The 21,150-nt window shown below is 32.5% G+C and carries 22 protein-coding genes; 11 read left to right on the top strand and 11 right to left on the bottom strand.

The annotated features are described in order from the left end of the window. Positions 1 to 6: 6 nt before the first annotated feature. The 4 genes from ACZIX2_RS04710 to rpsF all read right to left on the bottom strand — a co-directional run bounded on the left by ACZIX2_RS04710 (position 7) and on the right by rpsF (position 1,712). Positions 7 to 483, bottom strand: a complete 477-nt coding sequence (locus ACZIX2_RS04710; RefSeq protein WP_463338926.1) for a DUF6495 family protein — start codon at positions 481 to 483, stop codon at positions 7 to 9. Between the two features lie 72 nt (positions 484 to 555). After that, positions 556 to 999: a 50S ribosomal protein L9 gene (gene rplI, locus ACZIX2_RS04715; protein ID WP_463338927.1), complete on the bottom strand. Its 444-nt coding sequence runs from the start codon at positions 997 to 999 to the stop codon at positions 556 to 558. A gap of 69 nt (positions 1,000 to 1,068) precedes the next feature. After that, positions 1,069 to 1,365, bottom strand: coding sequence for a 30S ribosomal protein S18 (gene rpsR / locus ACZIX2_RS04720; protein ID WP_024982097.1), 297 nt, complete (start codon positions 1,363 to 1,365; stop codon positions 1,069 to 1,071). Between the two features lie 5 nt (positions 1,366 to 1,370). Then, positions 1,371 to 1,712 carry a 30S ribosomal protein S6 gene (gene rpsF / locus ACZIX2_RS04725; RefSeq protein ID WP_463338928.1) on the bottom strand — a complete coding sequence of 114 codons (342 nt, stop codon included), beginning with the start codon at positions 1,710 to 1,712 and terminating at the stop codon, positions 1,371 to 1,373. Between the two features lie 168 nt (positions 1,713 to 1,880). Here rpsF and ACZIX2_RS04730 point away from each other — a divergent pair, with 168 nt between their 5' ends. Continuing rightward, positions 1,881 to 2,573: a LytR/AlgR family response regulator transcription factor gene (locus ACZIX2_RS04730; RefSeq protein WP_463338929.1), complete on the top strand. Its 693-nt coding sequence runs from the start codon at positions 1,881 to 1,883 to the stop codon at positions 2,571 to 2,573. A gap of 12 nt (positions 2,574 to 2,585) precedes the next feature. On the opposite strand, the gene priA is transcribed toward ACZIX2_RS04730, so the two are convergent. From priA to nadC, 4 genes are all read right to left on the bottom strand, one after another. After that, entirely contained in the window at positions 2,586 to 5,036 is a 2,451-nt protein-coding gene (gene priA, locus ACZIX2_RS04735; protein WP_463338930.1) for a replication restart helicase PriA, read from the bottom strand. Positions 5,037 to 5,133: 97 nt separating this feature from the next. Further along, positions 5,134 to 5,565: a DUF2147 domain-containing protein gene (locus ACZIX2_RS04740; RefSeq protein ID WP_463338931.1), complete on the bottom strand. Its 432-nt coding sequence runs from the start codon at positions 5,563 to 5,565 to the stop codon at positions 5,134 to 5,136. Between the two features lie 118 nt (positions 5,566 to 5,683). Then, on the bottom strand, positions 5,684 to 6,640 hold the full coding sequence (locus tag ACZIX2_RS04745; protein WP_463338932.1) for a YihY/virulence factor BrkB family protein: 957 nt from the start codon (positions 6,638 to 6,640) through the stop codon (positions 5,684 to 5,686). A 28-nt stretch (positions 6,641 to 6,668) separates the two neighbouring features. After that, entirely contained in the window at positions 6,669 to 7,526 is an 858-nt protein-coding gene (nadC, locus tag ACZIX2_RS04750) for a carboxylating nicotinate-nucleotide diphosphorylase (RefSeq protein WP_463338933.1), read from the bottom strand. Between the two features lie 238 nt (positions 7,527 to 7,764). Between nadC and ACZIX2_RS04755 the strand changes: the two genes are divergently transcribed. The 6 genes from ACZIX2_RS04755 to ACZIX2_RS04780 all read left to right on the top strand — a co-directional run bounded on the left by ACZIX2_RS04755 (position 7,765) and on the right by ACZIX2_RS04780 (position 11,842). Next, positions 7,765 to 8,307, top strand: a complete 543-nt coding sequence (locus ACZIX2_RS04755) for a DUF2975 domain-containing protein (RefSeq protein ID WP_463338934.1) — start codon at positions 7,765 to 7,767, stop codon at positions 8,305 to 8,307. A 2-nt stretch (positions 8,308 to 8,309) separates the two neighbouring features. Further along, positions 8,310 to 8,513, top strand: coding sequence for a helix-turn-helix domain-containing protein (locus ACZIX2_RS04760; RefSeq protein WP_463338935.1), 204 nt, complete (start codon positions 8,310 to 8,312; stop codon positions 8,511 to 8,513). A gap of 94 nt (positions 8,514 to 8,607) precedes the next feature. Further along, the gene (prmA, locus tag ACZIX2_RS04765; RefSeq protein ID WP_463338936.1) at positions 8,608 to 9,444 is read left to right on the top strand and encodes a 50S ribosomal protein L11 methyltransferase; all 837 of its coding nucleotides are present in this window, start codon (positions 8,608 to 8,610) and stop codon (positions 9,442 to 9,444) included. A 31-nt stretch (positions 9,445 to 9,475) separates the two neighbouring features. Then, positions 9,476 to 9,751 (top strand): ATP-dependent Clp protease adaptor ClpS, encoded by a 276-nt coding sequence (locus tag ACZIX2_RS04770; protein ID WP_463338937.1) that lies wholly within the window; start codon positions 9,476 to 9,478, stop codon positions 9,749 to 9,751. A 93-nt stretch (positions 9,752 to 9,844) separates the two neighbouring features. Then, positions 9,845 to 11,110 carry a sterol desaturase family protein gene (locus ACZIX2_RS04775; RefSeq protein ID WP_463338938.1) on the top strand — a complete coding sequence of 422 codons (1,266 nt, stop codon included), beginning with the start codon at positions 9,845 to 9,847 and terminating at the stop codon, positions 11,108 to 11,110. A 63-nt stretch (positions 11,111 to 11,173) separates the two neighbouring features. Next, on the top strand, positions 11,174 to 11,842 hold the full coding sequence (locus tag ACZIX2_RS04780) for a lysoplasmalogenase (RefSeq protein ID WP_463338939.1): 669 nt from the start codon (positions 11,174 to 11,176) through the stop codon (positions 11,840 to 11,842). Positions 11,843 to 11,893: 51 nt separating this feature from the next. Here the strand turns inward: ACZIX2_RS04780 and ACZIX2_RS04785 are convergent, their stop codons facing one another. Beyond that, positions 11,894 to 12,310, bottom strand: a complete 417-nt coding sequence (locus ACZIX2_RS04785) for a DUF6691 family protein (protein WP_463338940.1) — start codon at positions 12,308 to 12,310, stop codon at positions 11,894 to 11,896. 3 nt (positions 12,311 to 12,313) lie between these two features. Then, positions 12,314 to 12,877, bottom strand: coding sequence for a YeeE/YedE family protein (locus ACZIX2_RS04790; RefSeq protein WP_463338941.1), 564 nt, complete (start codon positions 12,875 to 12,877; stop codon positions 12,314 to 12,316). Positions 12,878 to 13,078: 201 nt separating this feature from the next. Here ACZIX2_RS04790 and ACZIX2_RS04795 point away from each other — a divergent pair, with 201 nt between their 5' ends. From ACZIX2_RS04795 to ACZIX2_RS04805, 3 genes are all read left to right on the top strand, one after another. After that, entirely contained in the window at positions 13,079 to 13,528 is a 450-nt protein-coding gene (locus ACZIX2_RS04795) for a 2-dehydro-3-deoxyphosphooctonate aldolase (RefSeq protein WP_463338942.1), read from the top strand. A gap of 156 nt (positions 13,529 to 13,684) precedes the next feature. After that, on the top strand, positions 13,685 to 14,503 hold the full coding sequence (gene kdsA / locus ACZIX2_RS04800) for a 3-deoxy-8-phosphooctulonate synthase (RefSeq protein ID WP_463338943.1): 819 nt from the start codon (positions 13,685 to 13,687) through the stop codon (positions 14,501 to 14,503). A gap of 15 nt (positions 14,504 to 14,518) precedes the next feature. Continuing rightward, the gene (locus ACZIX2_RS04805; RefSeq protein WP_463338944.1) at positions 14,519 to 15,370 is read left to right on the top strand and encodes a hypothetical protein; all 852 of its coding nucleotides are present in this window, start codon (positions 14,519 to 14,521) and stop codon (positions 15,368 to 15,370) included. Between the two features lie 75 nt (positions 15,371 to 15,445). Here ACZIX2_RS04805 and ACZIX2_RS04810 read toward each other — a convergent pair whose 3' ends face one another. Further along, positions 15,446 to 19,870 carry a translocation/assembly module TamB domain-containing protein gene (locus tag ACZIX2_RS04810; protein ID WP_463338945.1) on the bottom strand — a complete coding sequence of 1,475 codons (4,425 nt, stop codon included), beginning with the start codon at positions 19,868 to 19,870 and terminating at the stop codon, positions 15,446 to 15,448. A gap of 256 nt (positions 19,871 to 20,126) precedes the next feature. Here ACZIX2_RS04810 and tsaD point away from each other — a divergent pair, with 256 nt between their 5' ends. Next, a complete protein-coding gene (tsaD, locus tag ACZIX2_RS04815) occupies positions 20,127 to 21,149 on the top strand; it encodes a tRNA (adenosine(37)-N6)-threonylcarbamoyltransferase complex transferase subunit TsaD (protein ID WP_463338946.1) in 1,023 nt (340 codons plus the stop codon). The last annotated feature ends 1 nt before the right edge of the window (position 21,150 follow it).

A 21,150-nucleotide genomic window follows, 5' to 3' on the forward strand; every position in this document is an offset into this window, starting at 1 on the left:
AAAAGTTTATTTCGATTCAATTATTGAATTAATTTGTTGGAAAAGTTGTCCATCGCTTAAAAAAGCTCCTTGTTGAATCAGTTGAAAAATGGAATAATTACGTTCTTCTGTAAAAAATTTAGTTCCAATTTTCATTTCAATGGTTTCTGTAAACATGTTATCGGATAACCATTGCAGTCCTTCTTTGGTCAAAAAGTCTACTTCGGGTACTAAAGATTTCAGAACGATTGATTTTATTTCTTTTTCGAAGCATTGAAAAAGGAAAATATGGTTTTTTGAAAAATGTTCTAAAAACGAGGCTTTACTAAGTACTCCTTCCCAAATGAGATCCGAGAAAACATCAAGTTCTTGTTCTGCAACTTCTGGTTTTTCTTTTTTCAAGGTATCCCATTCTGATTTGTCAATAGATTGGGTAGCTAAAAAAGTAGTGAATTCTTGATGGAGCTCTTCAAATTGCTCTTTAGTTAATCTAGTATATTTCATGTTGAAAATGAATAAAAAAAAAACCCGATGACGTTAGAAACGTATCGGGATTTTTGAATTTTGATAAAATTATTAAGCTCTTTCAGCTACAATTTCATAAGCTAATTCTACGATTACATCTCTGTGTAAACGTACGCTAGCGCTGTATTTTCCAATACGTTTTACGATACCACTAGTGATAAATTTACGGTCAATTTCTTGTCCTGCAGCAGCTAAAGCAGCAGCAATATCAATATTTGTAATTGAACCAAATAATTTTTCTCCTCCAGCTTTTGCAGCAATTTTAATTTCAATAGCCTTTAATGCTTCAGCAGTTGCTTTTGCATCAGCAATCATTTTAGCTTCTTTGTGAGCTCTTTGTTTCAAGTTCTCAGCTAATACTTTTTTTGCAGAAGCAGTTGCTAATACAGCAAATCCTTGAGGAATTAAGTAGTTACGACCGTAACCTGGTTTAACAGATACTACATCATCTTTAAAACCTAAGTTTTGAACGTCTTGTTTTAAAATAAGTTCCATGTTGTTGTCCTTTTTTTTGAGAAGTTAGGTTTCGATAATTTTGAAAACCAACAACTATATTAATAATAATTATTTCAATAAGTCAGCCACATATGGCATTAAAGCTAAGTGACGTGCTCTTTTTACAGCTACAGACACTTTTCTTTGGTATTTCAAAGAAGTACCAGTTAAACGACGAGGTAAAATTTTACCTTGCTCATTAACAAATTTCAATAAGAAATCAGCATCTTTATAATCGATGTATTTGATTCCTGATTTTTTGAAACGACAGTACTTTTTAGTTTTGTTGATTTCTATATTCAAAGGTGTAAGATATCTGATATCTCCATCTTTTTTTCCTGAAGCAGATTGTTGTAATGTTGCCATGTTAATTAAGCTTTAGTAGATTTAAGTTTTGCTCTTCTTCTTTCTGCCCAAGAGATAGCATGTTTGTCCATAGTTACAGTCAAGAAACGCATTACACGCTCATCACGTCTGAATTCAGTTTCAAATGGAAGTAAAATTTCTCCTGGAGCTTTGAATTCGAACAAATGGTAAAAACCACTTTTCTTGTTTTGAATTTCATAAGCTAATTTTTTAAGCCCCCAATCTTCTTTCGATACCATTTCAGCTCCTCTACTAGTAAGAAATTCTTCAAATTTGCTTACTGTTTCCTTTATCTGAACTTCAGATAAAACGGGATTTAAAATGAAAACAGTTTCATAATGATTCATAAAAAAAATATTTATTTGTTAATTTGGCTGCAAAAGTAGTTATTTAATTTGATTCTGCAAGATAAAACATGAAAATAATCGATGAAGTGTAGATTTTTTGCTCGAAAGGATTGCAAAGTAAAATAATTAATTTATATTTACGTAACCGAAAATTATAAATCACCCTTTATGAAACTAAACTGTGTTGTTGTTGATGACAGTTCCGTTCAAAGAATGATTATAGCAAAGTTAGTAAATAATCATCCTCATCTTCGCTTGGTAGGTGATTTTTCCAATGCTATTGAAACCAAAAACTGCTTGTCTGTTCATGCTGTTGATTTGATTTTTTTAGACATTGAAATGCCTGTCATTAGTGGATTTGATCTTCTTGACGGACTTAAAACCAAACCTCAAATCATTTTTATAACGTCCAAAGCCGAGTATGCGGTTAAAGCTTTTGATTATGATGCAACTGATTATCTTCAAAAGCCTTTAGCGGTTGAGCGCTTTAATGCAGCTGTAAAAAGGGCTTTAGATTTGCATCATCTCAAATCTGAGAGTAAAGACGAGGAAGGTGAGCATATTTTTATCAAGAGTAACTTGAAAAAACTCAAAGTATTTACTTCAAAAATTAAATGGATTGAAGCTTATGGAGATTATGTAAAAGTAGTTACTGATGAAGATAGTAAATTGGTGTTATCTACTATGAAATCTTTTGAAAACGATTTGAGCAAGGATAAATTTGTGAGAGTTCATAAATCTTATATTGTCAATATCGATAAAATTGATCGTTTCAATAGTAAGTTTGCTGAAATTGGTATTACCAAGATTCCCTTAAGCAGAAACAAAAAAGATGATTTAATTAAAGCACTATCTATGTAAAAAAACTACTTTTTAATAAAAATCTACATTTACAATTACTCGGATTGCTCTAAATTGTGCAACCGATTCAAAACTATTCAATATTTTTTGAATGGTTTTTTTTGTTCCTACAATTGAGGTTTTTTGTGGGATTTTGATCATTATTGTTCGAATATATTCATTTCTAATACGATTGATCTCGGGTTCTTCAGGACCTAACACAGGTATGGAAAGATTTTGGCTCAATACTTGGTAAAGCCAAAAAGATCCCTCTTTAAGTTTATCAAAATCCCTATGTTTTAAGGTTAATTTTATTAATCTAAAATACGGTGGGTATTTATAAATTTGTCTATCGTATATTTGTTCTTTGTACATCGATTCGTAATCATTGTGGGTCACCTGTTGAATTATATTGTGCAACGGATTGTAGGTTTGAATGATTACTTTTCCTTGTTTTTCAGCTCTACCCGACCTTCCTGCAACTTGTGTCATCATTTGAAAACTACGCTCAAAAGCTCTAAAATCCGGATGGTATAGCATGTTGTCCGCATTTAAAATTCCGACTAAACTCACGTTATCAAAGTCAAGTCCTTTGGCTAACATTTGTGTGCCAACAAGGATGTCAAATTCTTGATTTTTGAAACCGTCAATAATTTTTTCAAAACTATGCTTTCCTCTTGTGGTGTCTTGGTCCATTCTTGCGCACTTTGCCTCTGGAAAAAGTTGAGACAATTCTATTTCGATTTGTTCTGTACCAAATCCCTTAGTGGTCAAATCAATACTAGAGCAAGAATGACAATTTGTGGGTTTTCCGATAGCATAACCGCAATAATGACAACGTAATTGATTTTTGAATTTATGAAAGGTTAAGCTCACATCACATTGAGGGCATTGAGGTACGTGTCCGCAGGTCATGCATTCAATGACAGGTGCATACCCTCTTCTGTTTTGAAACAGAATTACTTGTTCTCCTAATGATAAAGCAGAGCCAATAGCATTGATTAAGGTGTTGCTAAAATGTCCCTTCATTTGCTTTCTGAAATAGCTATCTTTTAAATCTACCAATTCAATAATTGGCATTTTGACGTTGCTAAAACGTTCTTTAAGTGCAACAAATCCGTATTTTGAGGTTTGAGTGTTAAAAAAGGTTTCAAGACTTGGTGTAGCTGAGCCTAATAAAACTTTGGCTTTATGCGCATTGGCTAAAACAATGGCAGCATCACGTGCATGATATCTTGGAGCAGGATCAACTTGTTTGTAAGTAGGTTCGTGTTCTTCGTCGATTATGATTCCTCCCAAATTTTGAAAAGGGAGAAAAAGCGCTGAGCGTGCGCCAATTACAATTTGTGCTTCTTTTGATTTTTGGAGTATCTGATACCAAGCCTCTACCCTTTCATTATTACTGTATTTAGAATGGAAAACCACAATTTTATCTCCAAAATGAGATCTTAAACGACTTACTAATTGTGTGGTTAATGCAATCTCAGGAAGTAAAAATAAAACTTGTTTTCCTAGGTTCAAAAAGGATTCAATCCATTTAATGTACAAAGCTGTTTTTCCACTAGCGGTTACACCTTGTAGTAAACACACTTCTTTTTCTGAAAATTGTTTATTAAGTGTGTCGTAGGCTACTTGTTGCGCAGTGCTTAGTGTTAATTCTTGTGATGTAGCCCTGCCATTAAACGCGATTCGATTGTGTTGTATATGATATTCTTCAAGAATTTCTTTTTCAATTAAAGCTTTAATTACAGCCACTGTAACTTGTGCCGATTCGCTTAGTTGTTTGATCGAAATGGGTTTTTTCTCTTTTGCTAGCAATTGAAAATAATGTAATACAACTTCCTTCTGCTTGTGTGCATTTTTTAATTGTTCTAATAATTGCGGGAGTCCTTTGTCGGAATTAAATTGGGAGTGTAAACGAACATAGCGAACGAGTTTTGGTTTGTAGTTTTCAGCAATTTCCTCGGCTAGGGTAATTATTTTTTTTTCAATTAAGCCATGGATAATCGGGAAAATATTTTTCTTATTTAAAATTGCAATTACGTCGTGTATTTTCAGAGTACTTTGTTTTTGCAACGCCTGGTAGATCAAATATTCATCGTCTGATAATTGGGATTCATCTATAAAAGAAGTAATTTGAATAGAAATAATTGTTTCGCTTTCTAAAAGAAACGCACTTGGCATAGCGCCACGATATACTTCGCCTATTGAACACATGTAATATGATGCAATCCAAAACCAATGTTCAATTTGTATTGGGGTAACAATTGGTTCGTGATCTAATATTTGATGTATTTCTTTAGCTTCATATAGTAGCGGTTTGTTTTGATGTAATTCAATTGCTAATGCAGTGTATATTTTGCTTTTACCAAAAGGTACAGACAGTCGCATTCCTTTTTTGATGAAATGATATTCGGCTTCAGAAACTTGATAAGTAAATGTTTTAGCAAGTGCCAAGGGTAAAATAACTTCTACAAAATACATAAAGAAAGGATTATGAAATAAACTTCAAAAAAGGAATAAATGCAAGGGATCAAGTAGCAAAAAAAACACCCTTTTATTAGGGTGTTTGTGTATTGTTTTATTTAACTCTGTGCCATACTTGTGTCCTTCCAATTAAAGAAAAACCTATATACCCACGAACTTTTAGTTTGTCATGCCCTTCAAGAGTGATGAAACATTTATAGACTTTTCCATTATTTGGGTCTGTAATAGTTCCACCCGTATATTCTTTTTGTTCTTTATGAAGCCCTTTTACCACGTGCATTCCTAAAATAGGTTTGTTTTTGTCTTCACCAGTACATTCAGTACACAGTTTATCTTTTTTCTTCGGGTCTAAAATCTCTACTACTTTTCCGTATACTTTCCCTGATTTTTCATAAATTTCTACAATTGACTTGGGTTTTCCAGTTTCATCATCAATAGTTTTCCATTTTCCAAATACAGTTTGACCTTTAACTGTACTGGTAAGTGTTAAGCTTATAAAAGCTGCTAAAAAAAGTAATTTATTCATTTTGTTTGTTTTAGTTTAAGAATTTATAAAGAAAAACACTAGATTTTTAATTGCATCGATTAATAATACAATGAGTGTTATTTCAAAAGTAATATATTTTATGCTTAAAAAGTTCGATCTATGTAGAATTTTTAGACTTTAAATGACTACGATGGGATTGTATTATAGCATTTAACTCAAATCCAAGTAATAGTAAAATACAATTAATCCAGATGTAAAACATTAAAATTAAGAGTGTTCCAATGGAACCATAAAGTTCGTTATATTTTGAAAATTTCACGACCCAAATACCAAAACCATAGGATGAAATAATGATCAAAATAGTAGTAAACACCGAACCAACCGAAAAAAATTTTGGTTTGTGACGTTGTTTGATACCAAAACGTAATAAAATAGAAGTGGTAAATAAAATCATTAAACAAAGAAAAATGTATCTTCCTAATTCTATTAATGGAATTGTATCGTTTAGAACGTCTTGAATTTTTGTTTGTTGAATTATTACTTCAAATACAACGATGATAGCTACTGTAAAAAGTAATAAAAAGGATAGAAAAATAGACATTCCAATAGAGATGAGATATTGTTCTATAAATCCTCTTCTCTCTACCACATGTCTTGATTCTTCAAATGCTCCCAATATGGCACTCAAACCGTTTGCCATTAAAAATACGGATAATATTACCCCAGAGGATAAAAGACCAGAATGACTATTGTTTAAAATATCATTAATGATTTCAGCTATAGCATCAAAAGTATTTGGAGGAACACTATGTTCTACAAAATTTAAAAAATCATTTTGAAAGCCTTTAATTGGAATAAATGGAATTAAATTAAGTATAAATAGTGCAAAAGGAAATAATGCCATAAAAAAACTAAAAGCAATAGCTCCAGCCCTAACAGGTAGTTTTCCATTTATAACTCCTATAATATAAGACCGCAAAAAGTCGTACAACGAAAGTTCTTCTAGCCAAAGAAGTTTTTTATTTTGTAAAAAATGAATCCATTTTTTAATTAAACTATTTTGCTTGATTCTATTCTTGAGTTGAATTTCGAAAGGGACTTTTGATTTAGGCATGAATAATGAGTAAATGAACTAAATAAAGTTAAAAGGCTTTTAAGCTTAAATCCATATTATAAACAGAGTGAGTTAAAGCACCTGAGGATATAAAATCTACGCCACATTCAGCATATTGGCGTATCGTGGTTTCGTTGATATTTCCTGAAGACTCAGTTTGACATTTTGACCCAATTAATGCTACGGCTTTTCGCGTGTCTTCAAAATTAAAATTATCAATCAATATACGATAAACACCCTCAGATTGAAGGATTTCCTCAATTTCATTAAGATCTCTAGCTTCCACAATAATCTTTAAATCCAATTGATTTGCCGTTAAAAAGGCTTTGGTTTTTTGAATCGCTTTCGTGATTCCACCAGCAAAATCGATGTGATTGTCTTTTAGCATAATCATATCATACAAGGCAAACCTATGGTTTACTCCTCCTCCTATGGTAACCGCCCATTTTTCGGCAGCTCGCATACCAGGAGTAGTTTTGCGAGTGTCTAATATTTGAGTTTTTGTTCCTTCTAATAATCTAACGTAGTGCTGAGTTTTGGTAGCAATAGCTGACATTCTTTGCATGGTATTTAAGACTACTCGTTCAGCTTTCAGAATTGATTGCGAACTCCCTGATACATGAAATACAATGTCCCCTTTTTTTACTTCGGCCCCATCTTTAATAAAAGTTTCAATTTGCATTGAAGAATCTACATAATTAAAAATCATTTTGGCTAGTTCAACTCCGGCAATTGTGCCATTTTCCTTTACTAGGAGCTTAGCTTTTCCTGTTGCGTCCGAAGGAATACAAGCCAAAGAGCTGTAATCTCCTGGGCCAACATCTTCGCGTATAGCATTAGCAATGAATAAATTGAGTTCTTCTTGAAATTGTGCTGCTGAAATCATAATTATGATAAAAATTTGAATGCTAAAATAAATAAAAAAAGTGGATTTACTATTTTGTTTTTGGTGAAGTATACTAGGGGTTTTAGCTTTTTTATTTTCCAATCTGAATTAATCAAAACAGTGTATTTATATACTTAAATTATTGTTTTTTTAATGATTTTAAATTAATAACAATAAAAATTTATTGAAAAACAATAAATATTTATTACTTTTGATGTCTAATTTAAAACATTACATCATGGAAATTAATATTTCAACAATGCAAATACTCAAAATATTGTATTATGTTGCTTTTGCAATTTTTATTGGTATTTGTATTAACTCAGGTACGTATGTGTTTAATGGTTTATACACATTCGTCTTTAACTCCTATAATGCAACTTATTTGGATTTAAAGTCCCTCTACAGTTTTGATAGTAGATTTTATGCACTTGTTATGATTTTAATAAGTGTAGTTGCTATTTTAAAAGCAGTATTGTTCTATGTCATTGTAAAATTTCTTCATGACAATAATTTAAATTTGGCTTTTCCTTTTAACCATAAATTATTCAAATTTATATCGAATCTGAGCAATTTATCTATAATCATTGGAGTAATTGCGTATTATTCTGTTCAATATCTACTTTGGATAAAAAGTAAAAACGTAACACTTCCTGATATTCAAACCTTGCCGTTGAATGGTGCCGACGTTTGGTTGCTAATGGGAGTAATACTTTGTGTAATTGGTCAAATATTCAAAAGAGGAATCGAAATTCAAAACGAAAACGAATTAACCATTTAGTTATGCCAATAGTAGTAAACCTTGATGTAATGATGGCTAAAAGAAAAATGTCATTAAACGAACTTTCAGAAAAAGTTGATTTGACTTTGTCCAATCTTTCAATACTTAAAACAGGTAAAGCAAAAGCCATACGCTTTAGTACTTTGGAGGCATTGTGTAAAGTTTTAGAATGTGAACCAGGTGATATTTTGGCTTATGAAAAGTGATATTATATTGAATCGTTTCAGATACTGCTCTTTTTGATATTTTTTAGAGTGAGTCATTGTAGAAATTGTAAATTTGCAAAAAAATAAAGTTACCATGTCAAATTCATACATAGCCTATCATTTTCAAATTGAACCTAAAGAATTAGGATCCGAAATTTTAATTGCCGAACTAGGGGAAAAGGCCTTCGAAAGTTTTACTGAAACCGAAACAGGTATCGACGCCTTTGTTCAAAAAAATCTATGGGATGAATCCATTTTAGAAGATATTTTCATATTAGAATCCGAGGAATTTTCGATTTCTTATACTTATGAAGAAATTGAACAAATCAATTGGAATGAAGAATGGGAAAAAAATTTCGAACCTATTGACGTGGATGGAAAATGTCATGTGCGTGCCCCTTTTCATCCTAAAACCACTGCTGAATTTGATATTGTAATTGAACCCAAAATGAGCTTTGGAACCGGACATCATGAAACTACGCATATGATGATTCAACATTTGCTAGATATGGATGTTGCAGGTTTAAAAACGTTAGACATGGGATGTGGTACGGCTATATTGGCCATTTTAGCTGAAATGAAAGGTGCTCAACCTATAGATGCCATTGACATTGATAATTGGTGTTATTTGAATTCTATTGAAAATGCCGAGCGCAACAATTGTAAACACATTACAGTATATGAAGGAGATGCTAGTTTGTTACCTGGAAAGCAATATGATTTGATTATAGCCAATATCAATCGTAATATTCTGTTAAACGACATGCAGACTTATGTTGATTGTTTAAATTCTAAAGGAGTTTTATTATTGAGTGGTTTTTATGAAGAAGATTTTCCTTTTTTGGATGCCTCTTGTACCGAAAAGGGATTAACCTTTGTTAAAAAACTACATAAGAACAATTGGGTTTGTCTAAAATACACTCGATCTTAAATTGTTTTTTTTAAATTAAGAATTTCAAAAAATGAGTACAAAAGAAAAAGTAAGGGAGAAAGTAAGTATCAAAGAACTTTTTGGACTTAATAATGAAATTATTGTCTATAACGATGATGTGAATACCTTTGACCATGTTATAGCTACATTAATTCGTGTTTGTGATCATACTCCAGAACAAGCAGAACAATGTTCGTTGATCATCCATTACAATGGAAAATGTACGGTAAAAACCGGTCCTTACGACGAACTTAAACCGCAGTGCACACAGCTTTTAGCAGCTGGACTAAGTGCGGAAATTGTCTAAATAAATCAACTTTTTAAAAAAAGCAGCATTATTTTTCAAAATTAATAATGCTGCTTTTTCTTTTTTATATATTTGGAAAAAAAAGTGTTTATTATGGAAGAATATGGTAAAATATTGGTATATGTAATGCCGATTTTTTTAATACTCATTGCGGTCGAAAAAATATATGGAAAATTGAAAGGATATGATACGGCTCCTTACATGGACACAGTGTCAAGTATCAGTTCGGGAATGACCAATTCTGTAAAGGATGTATTGGGGCTAAGTGTTTCGATTATTTCATATGAATGGTTAGTAGAACGAGTGGCTTTTTTTAAAATGGAACCTTCCGTTTGGGCTTATATAATAGCTTTTATTACAATTGATTTTTACGGTTATTGGACGCATCGTTGGGCACATCAAATTAATTTTTTATGGAACAAACACGCTATTCATCACAGTAGTGAAGAGTTCAATTTGGCATGCGCCCTTAGACAAACGGTGTCAAGCTTTGTTAACTTATTTACCTTTTTGTTGTTGCCAGCAGCTTTTTTAGGAGTGCCTTCCGTTGTGATTGCTATTACCTTGCCAATACAGTTGTTTTTACAATTTTGGTACCATACCAAGCATATAAAAAAAATGGGGTTTTTGGAAAAAATTCTTGTTACTCCTTCACATCACAGGGTGCATCACGCCATAAATCCTGAATATATCGATAAAAATCATTCGCAAATTTTTATTTTTTGGGATAAATTATTTGGAACATTTCAAGAAGAACTAGACCATGTCCCTCCTGTTTTTGGGATTACTAGACCTGCAAATACGTGGAACCCTATTCGAATTAATTTTCAACACTTAGGACTACTAATTGCAGATGCTTGGCGCGCGGAACATTGGAAAGATAAGCTACTTATTTGGTTTAAACCTACTGGCTGGCGTCCTGAAAATTTTGAGGAAAAATACCCCGTTTCAAAAATTACCGATGTGTATCATTTTGAAAAATATGGAATGCATCATTCTCAAAATTTGATGTATTGGTCTATTTTTCAAGCCTTGACTACGCTACTATTAATTACCTATATGTATAGCGCAATTGGAACCATAGGATTACCTCATGTATTTGTTTATGGAGCTTTCATCTTTTTGACCGTGTATAGTTATACTGAGTTAATGGATACCAAAAAATCAGCTATTATTTGGGAAACTTTGAGATTTATATTTGCCGGAGGGATATTTTATTACTATCAGGATTGGTTCAATTTATCCGCACTAATTCCTATGAGTAGTTATATTTTAGGGGGATATTTTTTACTTTCATTACTGGTAAATGTGTATTTTTTGAGTACAAATTTTGAAAGAAAAAATGTCTTGATCCTTTGATAGACGCTCCTTTGCTATAGATCCAACTTATCTTGTTTTTACTAACTACAAAATCACCTCTTAATGCAACCCAAAACAATATTTACTAGTTTTCTTATCTTTAGTGTACTATATCTTTTACTTCCTTTTTTTGGATTTGATGCAATCAGCTGGTTTCTAAAACCATTTTTGATTCCTTTTTTGATCGTTTCAGTTTTGATTACTAAAGATTTTAAAACAAAGAAAATATTACTTTTCGCTTTGTTCTTTTCGTGGATAGGCGATATCATATTAATGTTTGCAGATAAAGGAGAACTTTATTTTATCCTTGGATTGGTTGCCTTTTTGGTGTCTCATCTGTGGTACATTGTTCTTTTTATACAACAAGACCAAAATGAAAAGACAACAAGTTCTAGTAAAATAGCAATTGGAACCACGCTTCTTTTGGCATATTTTTTCGGAATACTTCTTTTGTTATTTCCAAAACTAGGGCCCTTAAAACTACCTGTAGTCATTTATGCCATTGTAATTACTTTGATGTTATTTGTTGCCTTCAAAAACAGTTTAAGGTGGTCAAATCCAGCAGCAAGAATAATACTTTTAGGAGCTATTTCTTTTGTATTATCGGATAGTATTTTGGCAATAAATAAGTTTTATGAAGCACTACCGTATTCCAATACCTTAATAATGAGTACCTATATTTTAGCTCAATATGGCATTGTATCGGGCGTCTTACTTTTAAATAAAAAATAGCCCGATTAAAATTTTAATCGGGCTATTTTTTGTTTGTATAAGAAGGTATTCTTAATGGGGTAATTTTTTCATAATCAAGCCGTATAGGAACGTACCCAATAGCGCTCCAATTAATACTAGTATTATCGGTAAAAATCCAGCTCCTATTAGGATGAATATAGGGCCAGGACAACATCCTACAAGTGCCCAGCCCAAACCAAATAGTATGCCGCCTAACCAATAACGAGTAGAGCCTTTTTCTTTATCAGGAACATGCATGGGGGCTCCTTTTCTATTTTTAATTTGAAAACGATTGGCTAATTGCATGCCAATTAATCCAGTGGTTACTGCAACACCAATAATACCGTACATGTGAAACGATTGAAAATGAAACATTTCGTAAATTCGATACCATGAAACGGCTTCCGATTTAGTAAGAACAATTCCAAAAAGAATTCCTACCATTAAATATTTTAATGCCTTTGTCATATTTTATAGTTTTAAAAGAATGGGTAAAATGAAATGCGCCATTAGTAAACCTCCAATAAAAAAACCTATTACTGCTTTTAATGAAGGAAGTTGTAGTGTGCTTAAACCTGTAATAGCATGTCCTGAAGTACACCCACTAGCATAACGTGATCCAAAACCAATTAAAAAGCCTCCAAGCAACAAAAGAAAAATACCTTTGGGTGATTGAAAAATATCGTTGTTAAATAAGGCGTCTGGTAACAATTTTCCATTAGGAGCTTCTACGCCCAAAAGTTCCAGTTGTTGGATTGTTTTTGGATTTAGGCTTACATTTGAAGGGTCGCTCATATAATGAACAGCTATAAATCCTCCTATCATAGTCCCCAAAACTACTACTAAATTCCATCGTGTGCTTTTCCAATCGAAGTCAAAAAAAGGTACTCCCTTCCCCGCTCCAGCAAGGGTGCATAAGGAACGCAAATTGGATGACATTCCGAAAGTCTTCCCGAAATACACCAATAGTAACATTATAAATCCAATGAGAAAGCCTGATACGTACCAAGCCCATGTTTGTGAAATAAAATCCATTTTTTATTTTTTTAATGGTGCAAATATAGAAAGTAATTGTAGTTTTAAAAAAGAGATTAGAGACAAGTGTCTATAGCTTCAAAGTAATTATATTTGTGTTTCAAAAAAAAATTATAGGATTTTATCTTTAAATGGAGTTGTAACTGTGTACTAAAATTGGGTGCCCATTGCAATTCAGAATCTAACCTTAAATCAATTCTAATGAAAACATTTTATAGGCTTTGTATTGCGTCTATGTTCTTTACCTCTTGTATTAGTACCAAATCTACGCTTCAAAATGTAGACAATAATGCCCCTGAACCCTTGCTGTCCAAAAACAATACTTTTGTAATCACCACCTTTAGCAAAGACAAAAAATACGGTTACGATAAAGATCATCCTATCAATATTTACTACCGTGGCACTCAAAATGAAACAATCAATCAAAAACGTTTTTTAGAGGCTTTAGCTGGTCCTAATGGGGAAAAACTTAGCTATCAAAAATTAGAAAGCTGTTGTCCTTTTCCTTCTAAGAACACCCCAATGGGCGCTGGATTTTTAGATGTTTATGAAATTTCATGGGAAGGTCAAAAAAAACCAATCTTACTTTATATGAATATTTATGAAAGAGGAGTTTTGATGGTTCCAATGGGCTTAACGCTTAAGAAATAGAATAATAATGAAGTGTGAATATGACTTTGTAGAGGTTAAACCGTTGTTAAACCAATATTTACGTTCAAAACACACCAAATCCGCAACAATTTTCTTTTAAAATCAACTTAAATCACAAAAGCTAATTACCTTTGCACCACTTAAACTTATTTTAATATGAACATTAATCATATCCCTCAAATTAAAAACACCACTAGTGGTAATTTTTTTGTTTTAGCAGGACCTTGCGCTATTGAAGGCGAAGAAATGGCATTGCGCATTGCTGATAAATTGGTAACAATTACTGATAAGCTGGCAATTCCTTATGTGTTTAAGGGGTCTTTTAAAAAAGCGAATCGTTCAAGAATCGATAGTTTTACTGGAATTGGAGATGAAAAAGCTTTGAAAATTTTGCAAAAAGTTTCCCAAACTTTTGGTGTACCCACTATAACAGATATTCATACTAATGAAGACGCCGCGATGGCTGCAGCTTATGTAGATGTGTTGCAGATTCCAGCTTTCTTAGTGCGCCAAACAGATTTGGTTGCAGCTGCTGCTCAAACAGGAAAAGTGGTGAACTTGAAAAAAGGACAATTTATGAGTCCCGAAAGCATGAAACATGCGGTTCAAAAAGTTTTGGATTGTCATAACGAAAACGTAATGGTTACCGACAGAGGAACGATGTTTGGTTATCAAGATATGATAGTGGACTATAGAGGGATTCCAACCATGCAACAATATGCTACCACTGTTTTAGATGTAACGCATTCTTTGCAACAGCCCAATCAAACAATCGGTGTAACCGGAGGTCGTCCAGATATGATTGAGACTGTGGCCAAAGCGGGAATAGCTGTGGGTGTGGATGGTATATTTATCGAAACTCACTTTGATCCAGCCAATGCTAAAAGCGATGGAGCCAACATGTTACATTTGGATTATTTTGAATCTTTAATGACAAAATTAGTAGCCATTAAACAAACCATTAATCAATTTTAAATTAGCATAAATTCCTTGAAAAAATCATTTTGCCTAGTTGTTTTTCTAATAACTAGTAGTATTACTATAGCACAAGAAAATTCAAATTCAAAGTATGTAAATTCGAATAAAAGAAAATTTTTTATATCATGGGGAGGTAATAGAGAAACCTACAGTACCTCAGATGTAACATTTTCTGGTAAAGATTATAAATTTACGGTTTATGATATGAAAGCTCATGACAAACCAAAGGGTTGGCACATAGATTATATCAATCCGGTTCGCATGACGATTCCTCAAACCAATTTGCGTTTAGGATATTTTGTTTCAGATCATTATAGTGTTTCAATAGGAGTCGATCATATGAAATATGTAATGACGCAAAATCAAACCGCCAAAGTATCGGGATATATTAACTTACCTACTACAAATTCTGGCTCACAGTTTAATGGTATGTATAATAGTACTCCTATCGATTTTTCAGACGAGACGTTTTTAACGTATGAACATACCGATGGATTAAATTATATTACTTCTGAGGTTTCAAGATTTGATGATATTTCTTCTTTATTCAAAATAAGCAATACGGATAAAATTCAAATCAACCTTACTGAAGGATGGGGTTTTGGAATGTTGTATCCTAAGACGAACAGCAAATTAATGGGGAATGTTCGTCATGATGATTTCCATGTTTCTGGATTTGGAACCTCTTTAAAAACGGGACTAAACATCACTTTTTTTAAACATTTCTATGTGCAAGGCGAATTAAAAGGTGGTTATATTAACATGCCTGATATTCGAACGACTATCAACCTAGACGATAGAGCTTCACAAGATTTCTTTTACTTTCAAAAGTTATTAATGTTTGGTGGTATCTTTAGCATTTAAAACATAAAAAAAGTCCAAATATGAATTGTATTTGGACTTTTTTTGTATTTCTATTTTACCAAAATATTACGATTGCTAATCTTCTTCTGGAAGTATAGCTTCATTGTTTTTTTTCGGATTTTCTTTAGTAGGTTTCTTTGATTTGTTAAAATTTATAAAATCCGGTGAAAAAGAGGAATCAGGATCTATTTCATTAGTATTTGATGGGATGTAAGTACGATTCTTTTTGAAGAGTTGATCCACAAACTCTTTAAAAGAATCAAAGTCTACATCATATGAAATACCGACCCCTTGCGTATATCCAATGCCTTGTCCAATATAATTGATGTCATTTTCTTTATTAAAAAGACGGAGGTTGAAGTTGCCTTTTTCATTCACGCGGTACAAGACTTCAACGTTTCCAATAATAGCAGATTCATTGACACCACCAAAAGGTACCCCTAGTTTTCCATTAATGGTTATCCGATCATTGATTTTGGATGATAGTGTAGCCACAAAACGTCCATCGGTTTCACGTCCTACTCTTCTATCGGCCGTAACAACATTTACACCAACTTTTAGTTTATCGTTATCGGATTTAATTATATCACCCAAGATACCAGAGGCGGTTTCAAATAAAGAGGTAGAAAAATCAGATTGATTTACTCCTTCAGGACTCAAAAAACTTCCAGATGATAATAAATACAAAGCTTGTGTTTGTCGTGTATCTTTATCGTTTAGTTTATATTGAATTTCTGATTCTAAGACAGAACTTACTGTAGGAAAGCCAATGCTAAAGTCAGGATCAGGACGTGCTAAATCGCCTCGTATTCCAATAACTACTTCAACAGGAACTTTGGTGTTGAAAGAGGAATTTTCTAGGAGTACTGAAGGATTCGCCGATGTTTTATATACGGCCTCAAGATTCAATTGCGCTTTCATTGGATTGCCCTCCCAAATGATAGAACCTCCTTTTTTCACATCAAATTTTTTATCTAAAAGACTTCCATACTTAAAATTGTAGGTACCTTCATACGCTTGAAAATCGCCCCACATGTTGAATTTTCCCAAAGTATTTATCTTAAATAACAACGAGCCGTATCCTTTACCTTTCATTCCATGTCCAGTTGCACGATCCAAAATAACTTCAATTTCAGCATCGGGATTGATATCAAAATCAAATTCAAGTTCTAGTCCTTTGTAAACTTTAGTTCGTTCAATTACACCTTTTTTACTGTTGTTTTTTTCTTTTTGTGTCACAAAATGCAAAAGGCCACTTTCCACTTCGCTTTCGGCATAATTAATTGGAATTTTTACTGAGGTTCCTTTTTCCGATTCTGCTTTGAGTTTGATAAATAATGCATCTACAGGTCCTGCTATAGTTGCGCTACCATCAATATAAGCGGTGCCAAAATAGGCAGCATCTTCACTATCTTGTGTGTCTAAAGCTAGAAAGCGTTTGGATGAAATGGACAAGTCTAACTTCCAATCAGAGAATTTATTGTGCTCCACTACCCCATTCAATAAGCCTTGTGTTTTGAATTTTGTATCAAAAATTCCATTATTTCTAAACAAGAATTTTTCATTTGATAAATCAACGATTGAGTTGTTATTCAATTCATAGTCCACATTCAAATAGGGTATATTAATCCCAGCTCCTTCAAGATACAAGCGTCCATTAATGTCTGGTTTATTTGTCGTACCTTGAATTTTAGCATTTCCAGAAACTAATCCTCTGATATTGGATAGCACTTCTCCTCCAATTGGATTCAGAAAGGATAAATTGAATTTTTCCAATTTTAAATCCAAATCGTAATGGGTTTCATTGTTTATATCTTCTATATGACCTGAAGCTTTAAAAGATTCGAATCCGTCGTTTTCCAAATGCGAATTCAAGGTGAATTTTTTGAAATTTTGATCTCCTTGAATATCTAAAGATAAATCGCCAAAAAACACATTGTTTAATTTAAGACGATCAACATAAACAGATGCTGTGGGTTTGTAAATTAAGCCATTTTGTTCAAAATTCACTTGTCCACTTATTTTTCCGTTAAAGGTAAAATTGTCGTCTCCAGGAGTAATTTTATTCAAATCAACTCCTTGAAAATTAAGATGTAAATTTTTGTAATTATTGCCTTTTATCAAGCCCGTAAAATCTATTTTTTGGTTTTCATGGGTCAACACTATATCATTTATGGCGAAATTTTTCAGGTTTTTATCAAAAATAATCTGATTGCTTTTTTGATCATCTTTATTAAGATTCCATAAATAATCTTTAAACTTGATTTCAGAATTGCTAAAACCTACAACATTATTATTAGATTCGTTTATAGTGTGATACAAATTCAAATTAAAAATGTCCTCACCATTCTTACCGCCTTTAAATTCTGTTCTAATTTTAAGAGAGTCTTTCATGGTTACATTAATCAAGCTAAAATCTCTTATTTTATAGACACTTGTTTTTATGCTATCCAGTTCAATAAATGTATTGTAAATAGGATTTTTATTATCAATATCAAGACGGATATTGTCAAAAGTAGTTCCAGAATACACCAGCTGATTAGAATATAAATTTAATTTAAATTCATTGTTATCAGAATTCATAATTCCTTTCACAATAGCATCGTTGGGTATGTTTAGCGTAGGAACCAAGGCCTCTACGATTTTATTTTTGATAGTGAAATTAAATTTCAGATTTTGGTTTTTTTGAATTTTGAAAGGCTTGTAATTTCCATAGAGACTTCCCAATGAATTTTGAATAAGACTTCCTATCTGATTGATTTTAAATTGCCCTACAATATTTGCTTCACCAATATCTTCCGAATTTAGGTTCAAAGTTCTTACTTGATTGCTATCAAAAGTTGAAGATAAATGTATGTCCTGGAATGTATATGTTTGATGCGTGTTTGTATAGGAAACATTCTTAATGAAAATATCACCATAAGTATCGTCTATATCACTTCCTTTTGCATTGACAAGAATGTCGCCTTTTAAGCTGGAAACTTTTTGGTTGTCAAAATGCATCTGATGTAAATCGGCATGCTCGATGGCAATTTTAAAATCATATTGATTGTGTTTTTGACTTAAGTCAACTAATCCATCAAACGAAAGCGCCAAGTTAGGGTCGTTGATTTTTACTTTACCCAGATAAATTGGAAGTTTAAAATCGCCTTCAACCTCTATGTTTTTGTAGGTATAGTTGTTAAAGGCAACTTTTGAAATGCTCCCTTTTAGATTGGTGTCTAAACTTTTCTTCGTAAAACCCTTGCCATCTACTTCCAATGCAAGGGATGTAAGCCCAAGATTTTTTTGATTCAAAAATGTACCTACATTAAAATCATTCAGCTTCACAGTGCCAGAATATTTTGCCAAATCTGTTTGATTCATATCTTTTATTTCCATTTTGGATGCTACTTGTCCAATAGTGGAATTCATAAGAAAATCAGCTTTGATATCTTGGGTGGTGAGTTCGGTTGATCCAATTATTTCAACTTTGCCTAAGTTTTTCAATTGCTCTGGCAATGTTTTTCCTAAAACATTAGGCAATAATTCGACAAGACTTTGATAACTCGTTGTCAACGAATGTAATTGTCCTTTCATGTAGAAGGTTTGTGCATTAGTAGGGAAGAGATTTTTGAAGTGAAGGTCTCCTTCAATTTTCGCCTCTTTTTGATCTTGAATATGCAATTGGGATAACCTTAGACTATTCAAAGTACCATTGATCTGAGAACGTACGGTGAAAAGTTGGTTTTTACCTAATTCATTATAAAAACATCGAATATCATTAGAAGCAAGTATGGAAGGATGTAATGTAACGTTGAAATTAACTTTATTATTAAAATCCGCAAAATCTTCAATTTTGTAAGTTAAAGTAACTTCTGCGTTAATTTTAGATTCTTTTGTTTTAGCGCTTAAATTTTTTAGCTGAATCTTTGATTTGTTATAACTAAAATTTGCAGATAGTTTTTCGATAAATACCCCCCTAAAGTCTTTGAAAGATAACTGGTTTATATTTGATGATACTTCGGGGCCTAGAATTTGAAAATTGCTCAATTGTGCATTTACTTTAGTAAAATCAACGTCTTTGGGCTGTTTGCGATTTTCATCAATTAATATAAAATGTCCGTCGGAGATAAAGGCCTCACGAGCAGTCATTAAGAAGGGTTTTGTTGATGGTTTTCCCGTTTCAAAGGCTTCGATAAACACATCGAGGTTGGTAAGTTTTTCTTTTTTATAGGTTTTTAAATTAAAAAGAACCCCTTGTAAATGAATTGAGTTAAAAATTAAGTCGGCATCTATTGCTTTTTTTAAATCAATAAGATGTGTTTTGATTCGATTCGCATAAATTAAAGTATCTTTATGATGATCCCGAATTAGTACTTTTTTTAATTTTACTCCACCAAAAATACTAATGCCAACTTCTTCAATTTCGATGGAAGTGCCATATGAAGTATTGATTTTTTCCATCAATTGCTTTGCTAACTTCGATTGTACCGCAGGTAAAGAAAGCAATATTCCCATGGTGAGGAGCAACACAGTTAGTATGAAGATAATCCTTAAAAATATTTTATAAAATGTTTTGATAGCTTACTTTTTGTAATTATTGGACAATTATTTTTTTGGAAGGGTTTGAAATTATGGTTAGAAATTACTCTCTATTTAATACCCAAAACACTACAAGCTATTTAATAAAAAATAGCTAATTTTGACGAAGCTGTAAAATTAAAGAAATTTACCCCCATTTATCAAAATAATCCCTATAATTTGTCTACAAATTATGCATAAAAAAGACGTTTATATTTTAGCCATAGAAAGCTCGTGTGATGATACTGCTGCAGCAGTTTTATGCAACAATCGTGTATTGTCTAATGTGGTTGCTAATCAAATGATTCATAATCAATATGGAGGCGTGGTTCCAGAGTTAGCCTCAAGAGCCCATCAACAAAATATTGTACCCGTAATTGATGCTGCTATTAAAAAAGCTCAAATTAATAAAGAACAATTATCAGCTATAGCCTTTACACAAGGTCCTGGTTTGATGGGTTCTTTATTGGTAGGAAGTTCTTTTGCCAAGTCAATGGCTACTGCGCTTCAGATTCCTCTTATTGCTGTTAATCATATGCATGCGCATATTTTGGCCCATTTTATAGAAGAAGAGGGCTTTGAGCAACCTTCATTTCCTTTCTTGGCCTTAACAATTAGTGGTGGACATACTCAAATTGTTCGAGTGGATAGTTTTTTTGAGATGACTATTATTGGAGAAACTACAGATGATGCGGTTGGAGAAGCTTTTGATAAAAGTGCTAAAATTCTTGGACTTCCCTACCCTGGTGGGCCTTTGGTGGACAAACTAGCTCAAACAGGAAATCCGAAAGCCTTTGTCTTTTCTAAGCCTAAAGTTTCGGGATTGGATTTCAGTTTTTCAGGTTTAAAAACAGCTATACTTTATTTTATTCAAAAAAATCAGAAAGAAAATCCAAATTTTATTGAAGAACATAAAGCCGATATTTGCGCTTCTATTCAACATACAATTATTACAATTTTGATGGATAAAATAAAGCAAGCAGTGAAAGAAACTGGAATTAAGCAGGTAGCTATAGGTGGTGGTGTGTCTGCAAATTCAGGTATTCGAGCGGCTATGCAACAGGCCGCTAAACAATACGGATGGAAAACTTTTATCCCAAAATTTGAATATACAACAGACAATGCAGCTATGATTGGGATTGTAGGCTATCATAAATATTTATCACAACATTTTGAAACAGCATCGGTTGTGTCAAAAGCTAGAATTACTTTTTAAT

Source organism: Flavobacterium riviphilum (assembly GCF_055231795.1).